Genomic DNA, 21,713 nt, shown 5'->3' with positions numbered 1-21,713 from the left:
TTGCGCGCCTCACTGGCAAATTCTCTACGACATCGCCTCTTTGACCAGCTCGTCGGCGGCTTCCGCCAAAAGCTCGTCTGCAGCTTCGCCATAGACTGACTCGCGGCCGATTTCCAGCATCACGGGGACGGCGAGCGGCGAGACGTGGTCGAGTTCCCGATGGGTGATGCGGCCCTGGATGCGCATCAGCATGTCGCTGAGGCGGCGCAGATCCAGCAGGCCGGTGGCGGCATCGGCGCGCGCGGCGCGCAGCAGGACATGGTCGGCCTGGTGCTTTCGCAGCACGTCGTAGACGAGGTCGGTCGAGAACAGCACCTGCCTGCGGCTCTTGTCCTCGCTGGTGAAACGGCGCTCGATCAGGCCTGAAATCAGCGCACAATTACGAAACGTGCGCTTCATCAGCGCGGATTCGGCGAGCCAGGCTTCGAGATCGTCGCCGAGCATGTCCGGATTGAACAGCGTGTCGAGATCGAGTTCGCCATGGCGGATCATGGAGGAGGCATCGCCGAGCCCCCAGATCGCCACCGCATATTCATTGGCAACGAAGCCGAGCGGCCGAGCGCGGGCGCGCTCCAGCCGCCGCGTCAGCAGCATGCCCAGCGTCTGGTGCGCGAGGCGGCCTTCGAAGGGATAGCAGATGAGGTAATGCTTGTTGCCGCGAGGAAATGTCTCGACCAGCAGCTCGCGCACGCCGGGCACTCTGCTGACGTCCTTTTGCAGCGACAGCCAGTCGCGCACCTGCTCGGGCAGCGCATTCCAGGCGCGCTTGTCATCGAGGATGCGGCGCACGCGCTCGGCGAGATAGGTCGAGAGCGGAAACTTGCCGCCCATATAGGACGGCACTTTCGGGTCCTTGTCGTTGGCGCGGGAGACGTAGACCTGGTCCTCGGCCAAGGCTTCGTAGCGCACCACCTCGCCGCCAAAGACAAAAGTATCGCCGGCGGTCAGGCCTTCGATGAAATATTCCTCGATCTCGCCGAGCACGCGGCCGCCGCGGGCGATGGGGCCGGTCGAGCCGCTGCCGGTGGAGCGGCCGCGCACCAGCCGCACCTTCAGCATCGGCTCCTCGACGATGGTGCCGACATTGAGGCGATAGCTCTGCCGCACCTTCGGATTGGCGACGCGCCAGCGGCCCTGCTTGTCCTGCTTGATGCGGGCGAAGCGTTCGTAGGTCTTCAGCGCGTAGCCGCCGGTGGCGACGAAATCGACGACGTCGTCGAAGTCCTGCCGCGCAAGATTTGAGTAAGGCGCCGCCGTGAGCACTTCCTCATAGAGTTCATCACTGAGGAACGGCTCGCCGCAGGCGCGGCCGAGCACGTGCTGGGCGAGGACGTCGAGCGCACCGGTCCGCAAGGGCGGAGTATCCTGCGCATTCTCGGCGATGGCGTCGATCGCCGCGCGGCATTCCAGCACCTCGAAGCGGTTCGCCGGCACCAGCACCGCGCGCGAGGCCTCGTCGAGGCGGTGGTTGGCGCGGCCGATCCGCTGCATCAGGCGCGAGGATCCCTTGGGGGCGCCGATATTGACGACGAGATCGACATCGCCCCAGTCGATGCCGAGATCGAGCGAGGACGTGCAGACCACGCCACGCAATCGCCCCGCCGACATGGCCTCCTCGACCTTGCGGCGCTGGGCGACGTCGAGCGAGCCGTGATGCAGCGCGATGGCGAGGCCGTCCTCGTTGATGCGCCAAAGATCCTGGAACAGCATCTCGGCCTGGCTGCGGGTGTTGACGAAGACGAGCGTGGTCTTGTTCTGCTTGATCAGCTCGTAGACTTCGGCCAGCGCGTGGCGCGCGCTGTGCCCGGCCCAGGGCAGCCGCTCGCTCGTGTCGAGCATCTCGACCTGCGGCGGCGCTGCGCCGCCGGCAATGACGATGTCGGCGGCGGCTTCATTGCCGCCGGGTTGCGGCACCAGGAAGCGCGCGAGCTGGTCCGGTTCGGCCACCGTCGCCGACAGGCCGATCGCGCGCACCTGCGGCGCAAGACGCCACAGCCGGGCAAGGCCGAGCGAGAGCAGGTCGCCGCGCTTGGAGGTCACCAGCGCGTGCAGCTCGTCGAGCACGATGCGCCTCAGGGAGGAGAACAGGAACGGTGCATCGTCGGAGGACAGCAGCAGCGCGAGCTGCTCCGGCGTCGTCAGCAGGATATCAGGCGGATAGCGCCGCTGGCGCTGGCGCCGCGACACCGGCGTGTCGCCGGTGCGGGTCTCGACCTTGATCGGCAATCCCATCTCGGCGATGGGACGCTCGAGATTGCGCGCGATGTCGACGGCGAGCGCTTTCAGCGGCGAGATATAGAGGGTGTGGAGACCGCCGCTGCGCTGCACGGAGCGACCGGTGGAGACGAGGTTTTTCTTCGTACCCTCGCTGCGTTCGGCCGGCTGCGCCGACAGTTCCACGAGCGTCGGCAGAAATCCGGCCAGCGTCTTGCCGGCGCCGGTCGGCGCGATCAGCAATGCGGAGCGGTCTTCGCGCGCCTTTTCCAGCAGCGCGAGCTGATGCTCACGCGGCGCCCAGCCGCGGCCTGCGAACCATTTCTGGAAGCGGACGGGCAGCAGCAGTGCGGCCGGCTCGGCCGGGGTTTTGAGGATGCGGGGCGGCACGGCATCACAGGTAAGCCGTGGGCGCGGGTTCGTCGAGGGGTGGGCCTTCAGCGACATGCATCTCCGTCGTCATGGCCGGGCTTGTCCCGGCCATCCACGCTCTTGCCGCGGAAGCAAAGACGTGGATGCCCGGGACAAGCCCGGGCATGACGAGTTCGTGGAGGCAGAGCGAGTCCAACTGTCGCCGTCCCCGCGGAGGCTCCCCCTCACCCTACCCTCTCCCCGCAAGCGGGGAGAGGGGAAGAGGCAGCGGCGTTAGCCTCGCCCCTACTCCGACATCGGCTTGTCGGAGATGTCCCAGTCCTTGCCGCTGAAGGTGGAGATGAACAGCGTCTTCATCGGCGTGTAGTCGTCGGGCGTGTAGTCGTAGGTGACGCCGTCGAGGAAATAGGGCGAGTGGAAGCCCTTGAGGTTGGACGCCTGCTTCAGCACGTTGGCGCGGGTGAGGTCGTCGCCGCAGCGGCGCAGGATCTCGCCCATGGTCACCGCCTGGCCGTAGCCGGCGAAGGCGATGGTGTTGTCCTGATCGATGGCCGGCGTGTACTTCTTGCGCAGCTCCTCGAACGCCATCACGTCGGGATCCTTCTCCCATTTGGGCAGGCCGACCTCCTTGTTGTAGCGGATGGCGACGATGCCGGTGGCGTTCTCGAGGCCCGCGGCGTTGAGGATCGAGCGGCCGGTCGAGCCCGCCGACAGCAGCTGCAGCGGCTTCCAGCCGAGCTCGGCCACTTTACGGATCGACTGCGACGTCGCCTTGCCTGTCGTGATGTTGTAGAAGACGTCGGCGCCGGACTTCGAGAGATTGATGAGCTGGGAATCGACCGTGGGATCGGTGAGATCGTAGGTCTGCTCCATGATGACAGATGCGGTGCCGCCGGCATCGGCCAGCACCTTCTTGAACGGCCCCAGGAAGTCACGGCCGAAATCGTCGTTCTGGTAGAGGATGCCGACCTTGGCATTCGGCTTCGTCGCCACGACATGCCGGGCCAGGATGCGCGCCTCGGTCGGATAGAGCGGCAGGCCCGCCATCGTCCACTTGAACTCTTTCGGGTTGTTCCACTTCGAGGCGCCGGTGTTGAGCAGCAGTTGCGGCACGCCCTTGGAGTTCAGGTATTTGTGCACGGAGGTCTGCGGCGCGGTGCCGAGCGAGCCGTACAGCGCAAGCACTTCCTCCTGCTCGACCAGGCGCCGCGTCGCCTCGACGCATTTCGGCGCGCTGTAGGCATCGTCCATGGTCAGGAACTTGACCTTGCGTCCGTTGATGCCGCCCTTCTCGTTCAGCATCTGGAAATAGGCTTCCCCGATGCGGCCGAGCACGCCATAGAGCGAGCCGGGACCGGAATGCGGCACGGTCTGCCCGATCTTGATCTCGGTGTCGCTGGCACCGGCATCATATTTCTTCTCCGCGGCCCAGACATAAGGCGCGGGCAGAGTGGATGCAGCGATGGTGGCGAGCGCGCCGGCGCTGAAATCGCGCCGCGATGGATTCTTGGTCATTTTTGTTTTCTCCCTAATGCGCGCATTGTGCTGGCACGGCCGCACCGCTCGCAAGTGGGAAGTCATCGCTTTGCGACGCAATGACGCTGAAATTGCAGTGAGTTAGCGCCTAGACTCAAGTTTTCTCGGCGACCACGACGAGACCGCGCACCGGCTCGTTGTTCTCGTTGCGCGGCGATGCGGGCTCCAGCGTGAGAAGCTTGAGTCCGGCTTTCGCAATCGCGCCGCGCACATATTCCGCCGAATGGGCATAGCGCAGGCCTTCGCCGAGCACGATGCCATCGCCCGCATGCGTCTCCAGCGTGAAGGCGAGCACGCCGCCCGATACGAGCACGCGCTTGGCTTCGCCGAGCACAGGCGCCAGATCGGAGAGATAGACGAACGCATCCGCCGCGACGACCAGGTTGGCGCTGGCATCCGCCTTGCTGCGCAGGCCCTCGATCATGTCGGCGACCTCGAGCTCGGCATAGAGGTTCGTCGCGCGCGCCTCCTTGATCATGCCGGGCGACAGATCAATGCCGATGAAATGATCGACCTGCTTGGCAAAGGCCGCGGCCGCGAGCCCGGTGCCGCAGCCGAGATCGATGGTGCGCTTGAAGAAGGCCGGCTTCTTCGCGGCGACACGTGCAGCCAGCACCGCCTTGAAGATCAGAGCGGGGGCGCGATAGCCGAGATCGTTGATCAGCGCGTGCTCGAAGCGCGGCGCGTACTGGTCGAACAGCGCCTGCACATAGGCCTTGGGCATCTCGGCCACTTGCGTATCGCCGAGCCGCATCAGATGCAGGCCGGCGCCGTGCTGGTCCTCGGGGTCGCATCGCCGCGCTTCTCGAAACGCCGCGATCGCCTTGTCGCGCTCGCCGAGCTGCTGGCGGATCTCGCCGAGCGTGAACCAGGCCGAAGTGAAATTGGGCGCGAGCTCGAGCGCCTGCTCGATGAGATCGGCGGCGGCGGGCAGATCGCCCTTGAGCTGGAGGTCGCGCGCGAACTCGAAGCGGCGGTCGGCCATGAGATCGCCGGAGGTCACGAACAGGCGGAGCGGCATTGGAGGAACCGATTGTCATTGCCGGGCTTGACCCCGGCAATCCATCAAAAAAGCAACTCTTTAAGAGGATGGGTGCGCGGGTCAAGCCCGCGCATGACGGCTTAATTTGGAGCGGCCCCTGCCTATATGACAACCATGCGCCCGCAAGACATCCTGCTGCCAGCTGCTGCCGGCCTGTGCTGCAAGCCCGGCGGCTTCCATATCGACCCCGTCCGTCCCGTGGAGCGGGCCGTGATCACCCACGGCCATTCCGACCATGCCCGCGCCGGCCATGGCGCGGTGCTGGCGACGCAGGAAACGCTCGACATGATGCGGCTGCGTTACGGAGAGAACTTTGCCGGATCGACGCAGGTCATCAGCTATGGCGAGGAAATCCGGCTGGGCGACGTCAAGGTGAAGTTTCACCCGGCCGGCCATGTGCTCGGCTCGGCCCAGATCGCGGTGACGTGCAAGGATACCTGCATCGTCGCCTCCGGCGACTACAAGGACGCACCCGACCCGACCTGCACGCCGTTCGAACTGGTACCCTGCGACGTCTTCATCACCGAGGCGACCTTCGGCCTGCCGGTGTTCCGGCATGGCGACGCGAGCGACGAGGTGAAGAAGCTTCTCGCCTCGGTCGCGCTGTTTCCGGAGCGCGCGCATCTGGTCGGCGCCTATTCGCTCGGCAAGGCGCAGCGCGTGATCGCGCTGCTGCGGCAGGCCGGTTACGACGCGCCGATCTATTTGCACGGCGCTATGGAGAAGATCACCGAATATTACCAGAGCCGCGGCATCGAGCTCGGCGAGCTCAGGCCGGTGCAGGGCGTGAAGAAAGCGGCGCTCGCCGGCACCATCACGCTGGCGCCGCCTTCGGCCACCTCCGACATCTGGACGCGGCGTTTTCCCGATCCCGTCACCGCGTTCGCTTCGGGCTGGATGCGTGTGCGCGCCCGCGCGCGGCAGCGCGGCGTCGAGCTGCCGCTGGTGATCTCCGACCACGCCGACTGGGACGGCCTCACCGCCACGATCGCGGCGACCGGCGCAGGCGAGATCTGGGTCACGCACGGCCAGGAGGACGCGCTGGTGCATTGGTGCCGGAGCAAGGGCCTCAAGGCGCAGCCGCTCGATCTCGTCGGCTATGGCGACGAGGAGGAGAGCGAGACGCCGGTCGCAGGCGAGGCCGAAGCATGAACCGCTTCGCCGAGCTGCTCGACCGCCTCGCCTACGAGCCCGGCCGCAACAACAAGCTGCGCCTGCTCACCGGCTATTTCCGCGAGGTCGGTGATCCCGACCGTGGCTACGCGCTGGCCGCGCTCACCGGCGCGCTGAGCTTCAAGCACGCCAAGCCCGCGCTGGTCCGCGATCTGATCTCATCGCGCACGGATGAGGTGCTGTTCGGCTTGAGCTACGACTATGTCGGCGATCTCTCGGAGACGGTGGCGCTGATGTGGCCGAAGGCCGAGCTCACCGCCCACAACAACCCGCCGCCCCCTACCCTCACCGAGGTCGTCACCACGCTGCGCACGCTCGGCAAGACCGAGCTGCCGAAGCAGCTCGAGCGCTGGCTCGACGAGCTCGATGAAACCGGGCGCTGGGCGTTGCTGAAGCTCGTCACCGGTGCGCTTCGCATCGGCATTTCCGCGCGGCTGGCCAAGACCGCGGCCGCCGCGCTCGGCGACAAGGATCCGCACGAGGTCGAGCTGATCTGGCCGGGCCTGTCGCCGCCCTATCTCGACCTGTTCGCGTGGCTCGAAGGCCGGGCCGACAAACCGGTCAACCGCGATCCCGCACCGTTCCGCCCGGTGATGCTGGCGCATGCGATCGAGGACGGCGATTTCGCCGCGCTCGATCCCGCCGACTACATCGCGGAATGGAAATGGGACGGCATCCGCGTGCAGGCGGTGGCGGGGCGCGACGAGCACGGCCACATCACGGCGCGGCTCTATTCGCGTACCGGCGAGGACATCACCGGCAGCTTTCCGGACCTCGTGCCGTCGCTGCGCCTGCCCGGCGCCATCGACGGCGAGCTCTTGATCCTACGCGAGGGCCGCGTGCAGAGCTTCAACGTCCTGCAGCAGCGCCTCAACCGCAAGGTCGTCTCGCCGAAACTGATCAAGGAGTTTCCGATCCATTTGCGCGCCTACGACCTGCTCGGCGACGACGAGAACGATCTGCGTGAACTGCCCTTCGCGGAACGGCGCGAGCGGCTGGAAAGCTTCATCGCAAAGCTTGGCGATCCCCGCATCGATCTGTCGCCGACCGTCCCCTTCGCAAGCTGGGAGGCGCTCACCGCCGCGCGCGCCGATCCCGCGAGCGCGGGCGCCGGCGAGGACGCGGACGCCGTCGAGGGCGTGATGCTGAAGCGGCGCGATGCGCCCTATCTGCCGGGACGGCCGAAGGGACAATGGTGGAAGTGGAAGCGCGATCCGCACATCATCGACGCCGTGCTGATGTATGCGCAGCGCGGCCACGGTAAGCGCTCGTCCTATTATTCCGATTACACCTTCGGCGTCTGGACGGCAGGCGCTGACGGCGACGAGCTGGTGCCGGTCGGCAAGGCCTATTTCGGCTTCACCGACGAGGAGCTGTTGCAGATCGACCGTTTCGTCCGCCGCAACACAACGGAAAAGTTCGGTCCCGTCCGCCATGTCGTGCACGAGGGCGACAAGGGGCTGGTGCTGGAGGTGGCGTTCGAGGGCCTGCAGCGCTCGCCGCGGCACAAATCCGGCGTCGCCATGCGCTTTCCCCGCATCAGCCGCCTGCGCTGGGACAAGCCGCCGCGCGAGGCGGACAGGCTGGAAACGCTGGAGCGGATGTTGAAGGAGGAGGCGGCGGAGATCGAGGCGTGAGGCGTGTGCTGAGCCGAACTTTGGCGCCGCCTGGGCGCACGCCTCGTCCTTCGAGACGACCGCTCCACGGCCTCCTCAGGATGAGGTTCATCGGCATCGGTCGTTCGTCGAAACTGCTGCCGCGCACTCCGCCCTCATCCTGAGGCGCCGGCCCAAAGCAGGCGTCTCGAAGGATGGCCGCAAGGGATGAGAGGCCAGTCCGCCGCCCGAATTAAACTCCCGTAACCCGATTGACGCCCGGTTGCGGGTTCCCCATTTGCCTCGCCGTGCCCTATAATGGGGTCGAATCCTCCTGAGGAGTTTGAGATGGTCCAAGACGTCAGAGATTTGCCGGCCGGCCGCAGCGATGGGCTGAACCGCTTTCTCGGCGGCTCGCCGCTGGCGGTCGCGTTTCGCCTGGTCCTGCTCTCGATCCTGGTCGGCGTCGTGCTCGCGGCGATCGGCTTCGATCCCTGGAACATCATCTACAGCATCCGCCTGCTGTTCCAGCGGCTGTGGGATCTCGGCTTCGACACCATCAACTGGCTGTGGCGCTACTTCCTGCTCGGCGCCGTCATCGTGATCCCGATCTGGCTGCTCTCGCGCGTGTTCGGCGCGCCACGCGGCCGCTGACCGGCAAGGAGTTCGGCAGCCGATGCAACTGCGTTTCGTCGGCTGCGGTGATGCCTTCGGCTCCGGGGGCAGGCTCAACACCTGCTTCCATGTTTCCGGGCGCGCCGCGAACTTCCTGATCGATTGCGGCGCGTCGGCCCTGCCGGCGCTGAAACGGCTCGAGATCGAGCGCGACGACATCGACCTCATCCTCATCACGCATTTCCACGGCGACCATTTTGCCGGCCTGCCGTTCTTTCTGCTCGACGCGCAGTTCTCGCGGCGAACGCGGCCTCTGACGATCGCGGGCCCGCGGGGCATCGAGACACGGCTGCGCGAGGTGATGGAAACGCTGTTCGAGCATTCCTCGAAGACCAAGCAGCGGTTCGAGCTCAACGTTGTCGAGCTCGCGCCGGAGCAGAGCCGGAGCTTTGGCGCAGTGAATGTGACGCCCTACCCGGTCGTGCACGGCGAATCCGGCGGTCCGTTCCTCGCCTACCGCGTCGAGGCCGAGGGCCGCACGCTTGCCTACAGCGCGGACACCGAATGGACGGAGACGCTCATTCCGCTGGCGCATGGCGCAGACCTTTTCATCGCCGAAGCCTATATGTACGAGAAGGTGGTCAAGAACCATCTCAGCCTGAAGACCTTGGAACAGCATCTGCCAGAGATCGGCGCGAAACGCCTCGTCCTCACCCATATGAGCGACGACGTGCTGTCGCGCCTGGACGGCATCGCGCACCTCGCCGCCGAAGACGGCATGGTGCTCGTGTTCTGACATGCACGCCCCCGTCCCCCTCAAGATCGGCTCCCGCCAGGTGTTCGCCATCGCCGGTCCCGCGATGGTCGCGAACCTGACGACGCCGCTGATCGGCGTGGTCTCGACCACCGCGATCGGCCGCCTCGACGATGCCGCGCTGCTCGGCGGCGTCGCGATGGCCTCAGTGATCTTCGACTGCCTGTTCTGGCTGTTCGGCTTCCTGCGCATGAGCACGCTCGCCTTCACGGCGCAGGCGCTCGGCGCCGGCGAGACGCGCGAGCAGACCGTGATCCTGGTGCGCGGCTTCATCGTCGCCGGCCTGATCGGCGCTGCGCTGATCGCGCTGCAACTGCCGCTCTCCGTCGCACTGTTCGACCTGATGGGCGGCAGCGAGGGCGTGACGCGTGCGGCAAAGACCTATTTCATGATCCGGATCTGGTCGTCGCCATTCGCCTTCGCCAATTACGTCATCCTCGGCTGGCTGGTGGGACAGGCCCGCGCCAATCCGGCGTTGTTGTTGCAGGTCATCATCAACCTCATCAACATGGCGGCGACGATCCTGCTGGTGCTGGTCTACGACACCGGCATCGCGGGCGCCGCGATCGCTGCATTGCTGTCGGAGGGCATCGGCTTCGCGCTTGGTGTCGTCGTCTGCCGGCGCTTTACCGTTGGCGGCTTTGCCGTTCCCCGCGCGATCCTGTTCAATCGCGAGAAGCTGATGCGGCTGCTGGCTGTCAACACCGACATCCTGATCCGCACCGCGGCGCTGATCACCGTGTTCCTGTTCTTCACCGCCAAGGGCGCGCGCGCCGGCGACGTGACGCTGGCGGCGAATTCCGTGCTCAACAATTTCCTGCTGGTCAGCGCCTTCTTCCTCGACGGCCTTGCCAATGCGGCCCAGCAACTCTGCGGCCGCACCTATGGCGCGCGCGACGCCAAGGGCTTTGCCGATTCGACGCGGCTGGTGCTGCTGTGGGGCCTCGGCTTCGCCATGGTCGTCGCCGTGCTGTTCGCGACGTTCGGCCCTGACATCATCAATTTCATGACCGCGAGCGAGGACGTCCGTCGCGCCGCGCGCGAGTTCCTGCCGTTCATCGTGCTGGCGCCGATCCCCGGCGTGTTCGCGTTCGGCTTCGACGGCATCTATGTCGGCGCCACCTGGGCACGCGAGATGCGCAATTTGATGCTGGTGTCGCTGGCGATCTTCTTCGGCGCCTGGCTGGCGCTGCAATCGTTCGGCAATGCCGGACTGTGGTGCGCGCTGATCGCGTTCTACGTGGCACGCGGCGGATTGCAGGGCACAAGGTATCCGGCGCTGTATCGGGCGACGTTCTCGAAATCGTAGCTCTCGTGTCCCGGACGCGCTGCAGCGTGAAACGCTGCTGCGCAGAGCCGGGACCCAGAATGTCGCCACATGGGCCCCGGCTCTGCAGCGCACCGCTGAAGGAGCGCCGCGCTGCGTCCGGGGCACGAGACCGTCTTACATCCCCGGCCAGTCTTCCGCAGTCAGCGTCGCGGCATCCGCACCGACGATATCCGAGAGCGAATCCCGGCCCGTGCGCAGCAGCGTCGAGGTGAGATCGCGCTTGATCTCATCGACGAGGCCGAGGCCCTTGTAGACCAGCGAGGAATAGAGCTGGATCAGGCTCGCACCGGCGCGGATCTTGGTCAGCGCCGCGCCGCCGGAATCGACGCCGCCGACGCCGATCAGCGGGAAGGCGCCTTCGACGCGCACATAGGTCTCGGCGACCATGCGCGTCGACAGGCGGAACAGCGGCCGGCCGGACAGGCCGCCCTGCTCCTTGGCGCGCATCTCCTCCCGCAGCGTGCTCGGCCGCGCGATGGTCGTGTTCGACACGATCATGCCGTCGACCTTGCGCGAGCGCGCGACCTGCACGACGTCGTCGAGCTGGGCGAGGCTGAGATCCGGCGCGATCTTGAGCAGCACCGGCGTGTCGCCGGCCTTCTGCCTGACACGCTCGCGGGCGTCGATCACGCGCGCGAGCAGATCGTCGAGCAGCGCGCCTTCCTGCAGGTTGCGCAGGCCCAGCGTGTTCGGCGACGAGACGTTGACGGTGAAATAGCTCGCGACCGGCGCAAAGGTCTCGATCAGCTTGACGTAATCGGCGACGCGATCGGGCGAGTCCTTGTTGGCACCGACATTGACGCCGACGATGCCGCCGTGCTGCGCGCGCGCGGCGAGCCGGCGCAGCACGATCTCCGCGCCGTCGTTGTTGAAGCCCATGCGGTTGATCACGGCCTCGTCGCGCTCGAGACGAAACAGCCGCGGCCGCGGATTGCCGGCTTGCGGCTTCGGCGTCACCGAGCCGATCTCGACGAAGCCGAAACCGAGCCGCAGCAGCGCGTCCGGCACCTCCGCGCTCTTGTCGAAGCCGGCGGCCATGCCGATCGGATTGGGAAAATTGAGACCGAAGGCGCGCACCGCGAGCTTGGCATCGTCCGCACGCGGCTTGACCGGCGGCAGGAAGCGCAGCCCCTGGATCGCCAGGCGATGCGCATCCTCCGGATCGAGCCAACGCAGCACCGGCAGCGAGAAAGCGTCGAAAGCGCGGATCACGGGAGAAGCTCCGGAACGTCGTGCCCGCCATCGGAGCGCATGTTGAGGTTCATCACCGAGATGACGGCGCCGAGATCGAGCTCGCCATAGAGATGCGGAAACAGCTCCTCGTTGCGGGAGCGCTCCCAGCGCAGCTCGCTGCCGAGCGCATCGCCGTCGACCTCGACCAGGAACAGCGCGCGCTGCCCAAGATAGTGCTTGCGCAAGGTCTCGGGAACCTGGGCCGCCGTCGAGAAATGGATGAAGCCGTCGCGCGAATCGTCCGCGCTGCCCTGGTACACGCCGTGCCGTTCCGCCTCGCGCCAGGCCGAGGCCGGACAAATTTTGTAGATCTTGACCACCGCCTACGCAGCCCTGTTTGCTCTTTGAGACAGCTCGTTGAGTCTCTTGGGTTTTTCCGTCTCTCGGGGGTCCCTGAACCCCGGCGGCGACCGTAAAGGCCGCCCTCTCCGAACTCAAGACTTAGAGCCAATTCCGCCGCGATGAAATCGGAACGAGCCCCCCAATTCCGGTTTTGCCGCGTTTTCCCTGCGCCGAGCGGTATCCACCGCGCTTGCAAACCCTGTCCCCGGCGCCTCTTGCGCGAAAAACGGAAAACCGGTTGATTTGAGGACAGTTTTCCTGGGTTGCGACGGGCTGGACCTTCCATGGTCAGACAAGCCAAAGCGCAGAGGATACTGACCCACGACCAGATCTGGGTCGCGCTGGACCGGCTGGCGGCGCGCGCCGGCCTGTCGCCGTCCGGTCTTGCCAAGCGCGCCGGGCTCGACCCCACCACCTTCAACAGGTCGAAGCGCGTCACCTCGCACGGCCGCGAGCGCTGGCCCTCGACCGAATCGATCGCCAAGGCGCTGGCGGCGACCGGGGCCTCGATCGACACCTTCGCAAGGCTTGTCGACGACGATCAAGGCGGCGGCCGCTCGGTGCCGCTGCTCGACTTCGCGCTGGCCGGTGCGAGCGGCGCGTTCGACGAGGCCGGCCTTCCATCCGGCAAGGATTGGAGCGAGATCGCGCTTCCGGCGGCCGACGACAGCCAGACTTTCGCTCTGGAGATATCCAGCGATGCGCTTGCGCCGGTCTATCGCGACGGCGACGTCATCCTGGTCTCGCCCGACGCGCCGGTCCGCAAGGGCGATCGCGTCGTGGTGAAGACCACAGCGGGCGAGGTGATCCTCGCGATGCTGAAGCGCCGCACGGCAAAGGCGCTGGACTTGCAGCCGCTCGATGCCTCCCTCGCCGAACGGACGATGGCGACCAGCGACGTCGGCTGGATCATGCGGATCGTGTGGGCGAGCCAGTGACGACGTGACCGGACCATGACACGGGTGCGTGCCGCAATCGCCATTGCGACTCACGAACCCTCTCGCCTAGGTTGCGCGCGCATCACCGATCAAATTGATCTCGAGGGGGACTACGATGAATCGCCGCCACGCATTGAAAGCACTCGCGGGTCTTGCGCTTTGCCCGCTGTGCAAGCCGGCCTTCGCCGCCGAAGGCGTGCATTGGGGCTATGAAGGCGCCGCCGGCCCGGGCAAGTGGGGCGACCTCGACGCGGGCAACAAGGCCTGTGCGGTCGGCCTGCAACAATCGCCGATCGACATCGAGGCGACGGTCAAGTCGCAACTCCCCGCGCTGAGGCTGAACTGGAGCCGGAACGCCGACACAATCGTCAACAACGGGCACACTATCCAGCTCAACTTCGCCGAGGGCAGCACGCTTCTTCTCGGCGACGTCAAATACAAGCTGCTCCAGGTGCACTTCCACCGGCCGAGCGAGCACATGATCGGCGGCAAGAACTTTCCGATGGAGGCGCATTTCGTCCACCGCAACGATGCCGGCGGGCTCGCCGTGGTCGGCGTGCTGATGGCCGAGGGCAAGCCGAACCCGGCCTTCGGCAAGATCATCAAGACGATGCCCGCGGCGGAAGGCCCCGCGGTGAAGGCGGATGCCAGCATCGATCCGCTCTCCCTGCTGCCGCCGAAGCTCGGCTATTACCGCTATTCCGGCTCGCTGACGACGCCGCCCTGCTCGGAAGTGGTCGAATGGCTGCTGCTGACCGATCCGATCCAGGTGTCGGCGGGCGACGTCGCGGCGTTCGCAAAGCTCTACCCGATGAACGCAAGGCCGGTGCAGAAGGACAACCGGCGTTACGTGCTGCGGTCGATTTGAGAAGGCAGCCCGTCGTCCCGGCGAAGGCCGGGACCCATACCGCGTGATCTATCGAAGCACCACAGTCGTCGTACCGACGGAAGCGCAACTGCGAATCTTCGCCTCACTTCTCCCTGTGGTTATGGGTCCCGGCCTTCGCCGGGACGACGGAGAGAGTTGGCGATTGAATAAAGGTCCGTAGCCCGGATGAGCGCAGCGACATCCGGGGCCGCTGGTGCGGCGCGCGAAGACCCCGGATGTCGCCTTGCTCATCCGGGCTACGACGCTACGCGTTCACGACGTGCCTCACGCACTCCGCGCCAGCGCGCCGTCGATCATGTTGACCGCGTTCTGCACGCCGTAGACCGCGACGAAGGAGCCGAAGCGCGGACCCTTCTCCTGGCCGAGCAGCACCTGGTACAGCATGTTGAACCAGTCGAGCGTGACGCCGGGACGGCCGTCCTTGCCCTTCTTGACCTGGTCGAGGAACGGCTCGCGGCGGCCGATCTCGTAGACGACGTTCTGGATGTCCTCCGCGGACGCCTCCTGCGGAAGCTGCGACAGCGCCTCGCGCAGATCCTGCAGCGCGGCGCGCTCGGTATCCGTGGGCACGCGGAACTGCTTCGTCGGCGCGACGAAGTCGCGATAATAGTTGATGGCATAGCCGACCATCGCATCGAGCTTGGGATGCGTCTTGGGGCTCACGCCTGGACGGTAGCGGCCGATAAAACCCCACAGCGTCTCGGCATTCTCCGCATTCGACGACGACACCAGCGTCAGGAGAAGCTGGAACGTGACGGGCATGTCGCCCTGCGGCGGCTTGCCGTTGTGGATGTGCCAGACCGGATTGCCGAGCTGCTGCTTGCCGTCCTGCTTCGCAAAGCCGTCGATGAATTGCTGGTAGTCGTCGACCTGGCGCGGGATCACGTCGAAGAACAACCGCTTCGCCGCCTTCGGCTCGCGGTACATGAACAGCGACAGCGATTCCGGCGAGGCGTAGCGCAGCCACTCGTCGATGGTGAGGCCGTTGCCCTTCGACTTCGAGATCTTCTGGCCCTTTTCGTCGAGGAAGAGCTCGTAGTTGAAGCCTTCAGGCGGCGCGCTGCCGAGCGCCTTCGCGATCGCGCCGGACAGTTTTACGGAATCGATCAGGTCCTTGCCGGCCATCTCATAGTCGACGCCGAGCGCGACCCAGCGCATCGCCCAGTCGGCCTTCCACTGGCATTTTACATTTCCGCCGGTGACGGGCGTTTCGACTTCTTCATTGGTATCGGGGTCGACATAGGTGACCGTGCCGGCCGCGACATCGCGGCGGATCATCGGCACCTGCAGCACGACGCCTGTGGTCTTGCTGATGGGAAGGAACGGCGAATAGGTGGCGCGACGATCGGGCCCGAGCGTCGGCAGGATGATCTCCATGACCTTATCGTAGGCGGCGAGCATCTTGAGCAGCGTCGCATCGAAGCGGCCCGACTTGTAATAGACGGTCGAGCTCGCAAACTCGTAGTCGAAGCCGAAATGATCCAGGAAGGCGCGCAGCCGCGCGTTGTTGGCATCACCGAACGACGGATGCTCGTTCGAGAACGGGTCGGGCACCGCGGTGAGCGGGCGCCCGAGATATTGCGCCAGCAGCTCCTTGTTCGGCACGTTGTCCGGCACCTTGCGGAAGCCGTCCATGTCGTCGGAGAACGCGAGCAGGCGAGTCTTGATCTTGTCCTCGGTCAGCACGCGGAAGGCATGCCGCACCATCGAGGTGCGCGCGACCTCGCCGAACGTGCCGATATGCGGCAGGCCCGACGGTCCGTAGCCGGTCTCGAACAGCACCTCGTCCTTCGGGCTTTTCTTCAGCCGCGCGACAATGGCCTTCGCCTGCTCGAACGGCCAGGCGTTGGATTGTTCGGCGAGCGCACGCAGATCGCTCGGGCTCATGCTGGGATCGATAACGGACATCAAGGGGCCTCCGGGCCGCGGAAAATAGCGATTTCCCGGCAGAATGCAATTTGTGGGGCGACGCGTCGTCTCCACCGTCATTGCGAGCGAAGCGAAGCCATCCGGAATCTTTCCGCGGAAACGTTCTGGATTGCTTCGTCGCGGAGCCTGTCATCCGGCCCGCCGAAGGCGGGACCGGGTGGCTCCTCGCAATGACGATGGAAAGGCAGCGGAATTAGAACGGGCTCACCGAGAAATAGCGCAGCCACAGATCGGTGTAGCGGCCCTTTTCCCAGACGCGGAACAGGGCCCAGTTCAGGGCCTGGCGCAGCACGTCGTTGCCCTTGCGGACGGCGATGCCGATGCCTTCGCCGAAGAAGCGGCTCTCCACGAAGGGGCCGCCGGAGAAGGCGCAGCAATCGCCGGAATCAGTGCCGTTGATCCAGAACGCGAGCGAGATGGCGTCGCCGAAGATGAAGTCGACCTCGCCCTTGCGGAGCGCGGCGCGCATCGCATCGTCGTTGGGATAGGGATGCAGTTCGGCGTCGGTGAACATCGCCTTCAGATACGCCTCGTGCGCAGAGCCGGCGATGGCGCCGACCTTCTTGCCTTCGAGATATTCGGGGCGGATCTCCGGCATCACCGCGTCCTTGCGTGAGACGAAGCGCGCCGGCACCCGGTAATAGGGATCGGTGAAGTCGACGCGGGCGCGCAGCTGCGGGCTCACCGCCATCGAGGCGATGATGGCATCGCCCCGGTTGGAGGTGAGCGCGTCGACCAGGGTCTCGAAGCGGCGCATCTGCACCGTGCAGGTGACCTTGATCTCCTCGCACAGCGCGCGGGCGAGATCGACGTTGAAGCCGGCCGGATTGCCGTCGGCGCCGGTGTAGTTGAACGGCGGATAGTCGGTCTCGGTCAGGAAGCGGATCACGGTCAGGCGCGACAGGTCCGGCCGCTCAGGCCGCCGCCGCGGGTCCCAGAAGCCCGGCACGGCCTGGGGAGCCGCCTGGGGCGCGACCTGCGGGGTCGCCTGCGATGTCCCTTGGGCTGCCGCCGGGGGCTGCTTGGCCGGGGCCTGGGCCTGCGCGCCGGGCAGGCCCGCGAGCAGGCACAGGCCGGCGGCCAGCCCTGCCAGCAAGCCACGGACGGATTTGAACGATTTCGCCTGTTGCGATGGAGCCATCGGCCGGAAAGCAAAGAATTTCGTTGGGATCAGAGGGCCTTATAGACCATCCACCCGGGAACGCGAGGGGGGAATGTTGGCCAGGGTGAAGGTCTCTCAGCCGTCATGCCCGGGCTTGTCCCGGGCATCCACGTGCTTTAGCGCCTACCCCAAGAACGTGGATGGCCGGGACAAGCCCGGCCATGACGATGTGGAGGGTGTTGTGCCCGCGACGGGCCGTCAGAGATACCGCTTCAGATCCGTCGCGGCCTCTTCGGGCGTGCGCTTCAGGTTGAACGGCGAGACGAAGCGGCCGTCGCGGTCCATCAGGTAGATCAGGGCGGTGTGGTCCATGGTGTAGTCACCGTCCTTGGTCGGGACCTTCTTGGCATAGACCCGGTAGGACGTGATTACCTTAGCGGTCTCGGCGGGATCGCCGGACAGGCCCTCCAGATGCGGATCGAAGCTGGACAGATAGTCCTTCATCGTCGCCGGGGTGTCGCGCTCGGGATCGACCGAGATGAAGACCGCGTTGACCTTGTCGGCGTCCTTGCCCAGCGCGCGTAGCACCTCCGAGATCTCGAACAGCGAGGTCGGGCAGACGTCGGGGCAATGGGTGTAGCCGAAGAAGATCAGGGTCGGCTTGCCCTTCAGGCTCTTGTCAGTGACGGCCTTGCCGTTCTGGTCGGTGAGCTGGAACGGGCCGCCGATCGCGGCCGGCTGCGCCACCTTGCTGACCCCGCCCATGGCCCAGAACATGATCAGGAGCCCGAGGACGAGGCTTGCAGCGAAGGCGGTCGCGATCACCAGCGGACGGGCGGCGGAACTCATGAGCGGATAACTTCCTGTCGGAGATCAGAAGCAGGCAGCGAAGCCGGTCCTGATCATTTCGAAGAACACCTGGCTGCCGTAGTGGAACCAGAGCGCCAGCACGCCGAGCACGACCAGCCCGCCGACGCCGGCGCCAGCCAACAGCAGCACGGATGAGGCCCGGCCGGCAGTGGGCGAATTGTCCTGTACGGGATGGGCGGGGTGCAGTGGTTGAGCCATGACAACAATGGGGGCGAAGGCCCCGGTTCCCTGGCTTTCAGATAGGCTTTAGACCGCCTGCGGGCAAGGCGCCGCGGGCACGGAAGGCACCGCGGGCGAGCCAGACGATCTCGTCTTGCCGGGGAACGTCAGTGCAGCAGTTGGCCGCGGGCGGTCTCGAGCTGCTCCGCCTGCGGTAGGGGCCGGCGTGCCGGCTTGATCGCCGACGCCTGTGCGTCCAGGTAGCAAGGCTTGTACATGGCCTGGAGCTGCTTGCCCCGCAGGAACAGCATGTGGGGGGTCAGGCCACCGCGCTGGCTAATCCAGCGCTTCACCTGCGAGGGATACATCGCATAGAGCATCTGGGTGGCTTCGGGATTGGTGACGGCGCGGCCATTGGTGCCGAAATCCCAGGCGGCGTGGAAGCCGAGTGTCGCGCTCGAGGTCACGCAGATGCGGTCGTGCGGGATGGCGCCGAGGACGATCGTGCAGGCCGAGGCGCAGAGCCCGTCGATGATGACGGTCTCACCCGATTGCCTGAGGTCCTGGTATTTGTCGACGTAGGTTCCAATCCGGCCGCCGCGGTCATCCGCGATCCGAACCACCGCGTGAGAAGCCCCCATGCCCGCGATCAGGAGAACCGCCGCAAGCAACCCCGTCAGAAACTTCATTGTCCCCCGCCCCAGTCGAATTCGAATCTGCGTGTCCGGTGGTGATGCACAGCTAGCGTCTGTCGTAACCAAGGTTTTGTCTAGGCAGGCCGGCTGACTCAAAACAAATTCAAATCCAGTGTTGCGTCGGCGCTGCACTCGGACGGACTTAATCCCAAACTGGAACAAGTTAACGAGGTCTTACGCGCCACGCCCTTGATCTCAGTTGCAACCGCTGGCTTCAATCCGGACAACTACAGGGGGGAACCGATGGAGGGGGAAGGACATGGCTGAACAGACCGACGTCATCGTCGTCGGCGCGGGACTGTCGGGCCTCGTAGCCGCGACGGAGATCGCCGATGCGGGCAAGCGCGTGATCGTGGTCGACCAGGAAGGCGAGCAGTCGATCGGCGGCCAGGCGTTCTGGTCGTTCGGCGGATTATTCCTGGTCGATTCGCCGGAGCAGCGCCGGCTCGGCATCAAGGACTCCTTCGACCTCGCAATGCAGGACTGGCTTGGCACCGCCGGCTTCGACCGCGACGAGGATTTCTGGCCGCGCAAATGGGCCGAGGCCTATGTCGCCTTCGCCGCCGGCGAGAAGCGCGGCTGGCTGCGCGCAATGGGCCATCGCATCTTCCCCGTGGTCGGCTGGGCCGAACGCGGCGGCTACGACGCGATGGGCCACGGCAATTCGGTACCGCGCTTCCACGTCACCTGGGGCACCGGCCCCGGCATCGTCGAACCGTTCGAGCGCCGCGCGCGCGAGGCCATGAAGAGCGGCCGGCTCAGCTTCAAGTTCCGCCACCGCGTCGATGCGCTCTCCATCACCAACGGCACCGTGGACGGCATCAGCGGCGCGATCCTCGCCCCCGACACTATCGAGCGCGGCAAGAGCTCGTCGCGCAACGTCGTCGGCGAATTCGCGCTGAAGGCGCAGGCCGTGATCGTGGCGTCCGGCGGCATCGGCGGCAATCACGAGCTGGTTCGGCAGAACTGGCCGAAACGATTGGGCGAGCCCCCGAAGTTCATGATCTCCGGCGTGCCCGAGCATGTCGACGGCCGCATGATCGGCATCACCGAGAAGACCGGCGCGCGGCTGATCAACCGCGACCGCATGTGGCACTACGTCGAAGGCATCCAGAACTGGAATCCGATCTGGCCGCGCCACGGCATCCGCATCCTGCCCGGCCCCTCCTCGATGTGGTTCGACGCCACGGGCACGCGGCTGCCGGCGCCGCTCTTCCCCGGCTCCGACACGCTCGGCCAGCTTCAATACATCATGTCCACCGGCTACGATTATTCCTGGTTCGTCCTGACCCAGAGCATCATCAAGAAGGAGTTCGCGCTGTCGGGCTCCGAGCAGAACCCCGACCTCACCGGCAAGAGCTGGCGCATGACGATCAAGCGCGCCACCAACAAGGGCGCGCCGGCGCCGGTCGAAGCCTTCAAAAGCCATGGTGTCGACTTCATCGTGCGTGACAAGATCGAGGACCTTGTGGCGGAGATGAACAAGCTTGCCGGCAACGACCTGCTCAAGCTCGAGCACATCAAAATGCAGATCGAGGCGCGCGACCGCGAGATCGCCAATCCCTACGTCAAGGATGCGCAGGTGATGAACATCCACAATGCGCGGCGCTATATCGGCGACAAGCTGATCCGCACCGCCTCGCCGCACCGCATCCTCGATCCCGCGCAGGGGCCGCTCATCGCGGTCAAGCTCAACATCCTCACCCGCAAGACACTGGGCGGCTTCGAGACCGATCTCGACTCCCGCGTGTTCGGCGCGGAGGGCAGGGTCATTCCCGGCCTTTACGCGGTCGGCGAAGCCGCGGGCTTCGGCGGCGGCGGCGTGCACGGCTATCGCTCGCTGGAAGGCACTTTTCTGGGCGGCTGCCTGTTCTCGGGCCGCAATGCCGGGCGCGCGGCGGCGAAGGCGGTGGGATGATGATGCGGCGGTGGATTCAGATCGGGGTGTGCCTTGCGGCGTTGACCGCAGCCTCGGTCGCATCCGCCGACACCATCGACGTCAACGGCGTGAAGCGCTCCTATACGTTGCAACTGCCGGCGAAGCGGCTGGTGCCGCTGGTGGTCGTGCTGCACGGCAAGACCCAGCGCGGCGCCGACATGGTCGCGCGCACGGCGTGGCCGCAGGTCGCCAAGCGCGAAGGCTTTGCCGTGGTGTTTCCCGACGGCCTCAACCATGCCTGGGCCGATGCGCGGACCAAGGCGGGCCCCGCGCTCCGCGGCCCGCCCGTGGGCACCGACGATATCGGCTTCATCGCAAAGCTCGTCGAGAAGCTGGTGGCGAACGGCACCGCCGATCCAAAGCGCGTCTATGTCGCCGGCATCTCCAACGGCGGGGCGATGGCGATGACTCTCGTCTGCGCGCGCGCCGACCTGTTCGCGGCCGGCGCCAGCGTGATCATGAACCTCACCGACGAGGCCGCCGTCACCTGCCATCCGTCGCGGCCGCTGCCGATGCTGCTCATGAACAGCACCGCCGACCCGCTGGTCCCCTATGCCGGCGGCCGCGGATCGAGCTATTATGCCGCAGACGGATTCTGGTCGACCGAGGACACGCTGGCGTTCTGGCGCAAGCTCAATGGCTGCGAGACGGACGATGCCGCCACCGTCGACCTGCCCCACAAAAATCCCGCGGACCAGTCCACGGTCACCCGGATCACCTCGCGCTGCCCTGCGGGACACGACGTCGTGCTCTACCGTGTCAATCATGGCGGCCACCGCATGCCCGGCTTTGCGCCGGATGCTCGCTTCCCGCGGGTCGCCACCAGCCTGCTCGGGCCGCAGAACGCCGACATCGACGGCGCCGAGACGATCTGGGCATTCTTCAGCCATTTTCCGTGAGCGGCGCATGCGTTGCCAGCGACGCAA

Annotated in this window: 19 protein-coding genes; 9 read left to right on the top strand and 10 right to left on the bottom strand. The window is 66.0% G+C overall.

Annotation, left to right across the window (positions count from 1 at the left end):
- Window positions 1–24 precede the first annotated feature (24 nt).
- The 3 genes from A7X65_RS16430 to A7X65_RS16420 all read right to left on the bottom strand — a co-directional run bounded on the left by A7X65_RS16430 (window position 25) and on the right by A7X65_RS16420 (window position 5,143).
- Window positions 25–2,604, bottom strand: a complete 2,580-nt coding sequence (locus tag A7X65_RS16430) for a ligase-associated DNA damage response DEXH box helicase (RefSeq protein ID WP_063686472.1) — start codon at window positions 2,602–2,604, stop codon at window positions 25–27.
- Between the two features lie 267 nt (window positions 2,605–2,871).
- Window positions 2,872–4,101: an ABC transporter substrate-binding protein gene (locus tag A7X65_RS16425; protein WP_063686471.1), complete on the bottom strand. Its 1,230-nt coding sequence runs from the start codon at window positions 4,099–4,101 to the stop codon at window positions 2,872–2,874.
- 115 nt (window positions 4,102–4,216) lie between these two features.
- A complete protein-coding gene (locus A7X65_RS16420; RefSeq protein WP_063686470.1) occupies window positions 4,217–5,143 on the bottom strand; it encodes a class I SAM-dependent DNA methyltransferase in 927 nt (308 codons plus the stop codon).
- A 135-nt stretch (window positions 5,144–5,278) separates the two neighbouring features.
- On the opposite strand from A7X65_RS16420, the gene A7X65_RS16415 reads away from it, so the two are divergent.
- The 5 genes from A7X65_RS16415 to A7X65_RS16395 all read left to right on the top strand — a co-directional run bounded on the left by A7X65_RS16415 (window position 5,279) and on the right by A7X65_RS16395 (window position 10,670).
- Complete coding sequence (locus A7X65_RS16415; protein ID WP_063686469.1) at window positions 5,279–6,316, top strand: ligase-associated DNA damage response exonuclease; 1,038 nt, start codon at window positions 5,279–5,281, stop codon at window positions 6,314–6,316.
- Window positions 6,313–7,974: an ATP-dependent DNA ligase gene (locus A7X65_RS16410; protein ID WP_063686468.1), complete on the top strand. Its 1,662-nt coding sequence runs from the start codon at window positions 6,313–6,315 to the stop codon at window positions 7,972–7,974. The genes A7X65_RS16415 and A7X65_RS16410 overlap by 4 nt, the downstream gene beginning before the upstream one ends.
- 306 nt (window positions 7,975–8,280) lie before the next feature.
- Complete coding sequence (locus tag A7X65_RS16405; protein ID WP_018644944.1) at window positions 8,281–8,586, top strand: DUF6460 domain-containing protein; 306 nt, start codon at window positions 8,281–8,283, stop codon at window positions 8,584–8,586.
- A gap of 22 nt (window positions 8,587–8,608) precedes the next feature.
- Window positions 8,609–9,343, top strand: a complete 735-nt coding sequence (locus A7X65_RS16400) for an MBL fold metallo-hydrolase (RefSeq protein ID WP_063686467.1) — start codon at window positions 8,609–8,611, stop codon at window positions 9,341–9,343.
- Window position 9,344: 1 nt separating this feature from the next.
- Entirely contained in the window at window positions 9,345–10,670 is a 1,326-nt protein-coding gene (locus A7X65_RS16395; protein ID WP_063686466.1) for an MATE family efflux transporter, read from the top strand.
- A 135-nt stretch (window positions 10,671–10,805) separates the two neighbouring features.
- On the opposite strand, the gene A7X65_RS16390 is transcribed toward A7X65_RS16395, so the two are convergent.
- On the bottom strand, window positions 10,806–11,903 hold the full coding sequence (locus A7X65_RS16390; protein ID WP_063686465.1) for a quinone-dependent dihydroorotate dehydrogenase: 1,098 nt from the start codon (window positions 11,901–11,903) through the stop codon (window positions 10,806–10,808).
- Window positions 11,900–12,244, bottom strand: a complete 345-nt coding sequence (locus A7X65_RS16385) for a DUF952 domain-containing protein (protein ID WP_063686464.1) — start codon at window positions 12,242–12,244, stop codon at window positions 11,900–11,902. Before A7X65_RS16385 ends, A7X65_RS16390 begins: the two co-directional genes overlap by 4 nt.
- A gap of 306 nt (window positions 12,245–12,550) precedes the next feature.
- Here A7X65_RS16385 and A7X65_RS16380 point away from each other — a divergent pair, with 306 nt between their 5' ends.
- The gene (locus A7X65_RS16380) at window positions 12,551–13,204 is read left to right on the top strand and encodes a S24 family peptidase (RefSeq protein WP_063686463.1); all 654 of its coding nucleotides are present in this window, start codon (window positions 12,551–12,553) and stop codon (window positions 13,202–13,204) included.
- A 115-nt stretch (window positions 13,205–13,319) separates the two neighbouring features.
- The gene (locus A7X65_RS16375) at window positions 13,320–14,072 is read left to right on the top strand and encodes a carbonic anhydrase (RefSeq protein WP_063686462.1); all 753 of its coding nucleotides are present in this window, start codon (window positions 13,320–13,322) and stop codon (window positions 14,070–14,072) included.
- A gap of 285 nt (window positions 14,073–14,357) precedes the next feature.
- Here the strand turns inward: A7X65_RS16375 and A7X65_RS16370 are convergent, their stop codons facing one another.
- The 5 genes from A7X65_RS16370 to A7X65_RS16350 all read right to left on the bottom strand — a co-directional run bounded on the left by A7X65_RS16370 (window position 14,358) and on the right by A7X65_RS16350 (window position 18,842).
- On the bottom strand, window positions 14,358–16,001 hold the full coding sequence (locus tag A7X65_RS16370; RefSeq protein WP_063686461.1) for a lysine--tRNA ligase: 1,644 nt from the start codon (window positions 15,999–16,001) through the stop codon (window positions 14,358–14,360).
- Window positions 16,002–16,215: 214 nt separating this feature from the next.
- Window positions 16,216–17,163, bottom strand: a complete 948-nt coding sequence (locus A7X65_RS16365; protein WP_063686460.1) for an ABC transporter substrate-binding protein — start codon at window positions 17,161–17,163, stop codon at window positions 16,216–16,218.
- A 219-nt stretch (window positions 17,164–17,382) separates the two neighbouring features.
- The gene (locus tag A7X65_RS16360) at window positions 17,383–17,973 is read right to left on the bottom strand and encodes an SCO family protein (RefSeq protein ID WP_063686459.1); all 591 of its coding nucleotides are present in this window, start codon (window positions 17,971–17,973) and stop codon (window positions 17,383–17,385) included.
- A 24-nt stretch (window positions 17,974–17,997) separates the two neighbouring features.
- The gene (locus tag A7X65_RS16355) at window positions 17,998–18,192 is read right to left on the bottom strand and encodes a hypothetical protein (protein WP_063686458.1); all 195 of its coding nucleotides are present in this window, start codon (window positions 18,190–18,192) and stop codon (window positions 17,998–18,000) included.
- Window positions 18,193–18,320: 128 nt separating this feature from the next.
- Window positions 18,321–18,842 carry a hypothetical protein gene (locus A7X65_RS16350; protein ID WP_063686457.1) on the bottom strand — a complete coding sequence of 174 codons (522 nt, stop codon included), beginning with the start codon at window positions 18,840–18,842 and terminating at the stop codon, window positions 18,321–18,323.
- 265 nt (window positions 18,843–19,107) lie between these two features.
- On the opposite strand from A7X65_RS16350, the gene A7X65_RS16345 reads away from it, so the two are divergent.
- Both A7X65_RS16345 and A7X65_RS16340 read left to right on the top strand, forming a co-directional pair.
- Window positions 19,108–20,766, top strand: coding sequence for an FAD-binding dehydrogenase (locus A7X65_RS16345; RefSeq protein ID WP_063686456.1), 1,659 nt, complete (start codon window positions 19,108–19,110; stop codon window positions 20,764–20,766).
- A 2-nt stretch (window positions 20,767–20,768) separates the two neighbouring features.
- Window positions 20,769–21,686, top strand: coding sequence for a CE1 family esterase (locus A7X65_RS16340; RefSeq protein WP_156527841.1), 918 nt, complete (start codon window positions 20,769–20,771; stop codon window positions 21,684–21,686).
- Window positions 21,687–21,713 lie beyond the last annotated feature (27 nt).

The organism is Bradyrhizobium stylosanthis, from assembly GCF_001641335.1.
GTDB classification, from domain to species: domain Bacteria; phylum Pseudomonadota; class Alphaproteobacteria; order Rhizobiales; family Xanthobacteraceae; genus Bradyrhizobium; species Bradyrhizobium stylosanthis.
Note: the sequence above shows the minus strand (reverse complement) of the source record. Positions and strands in the feature narration are given on the sequence as shown.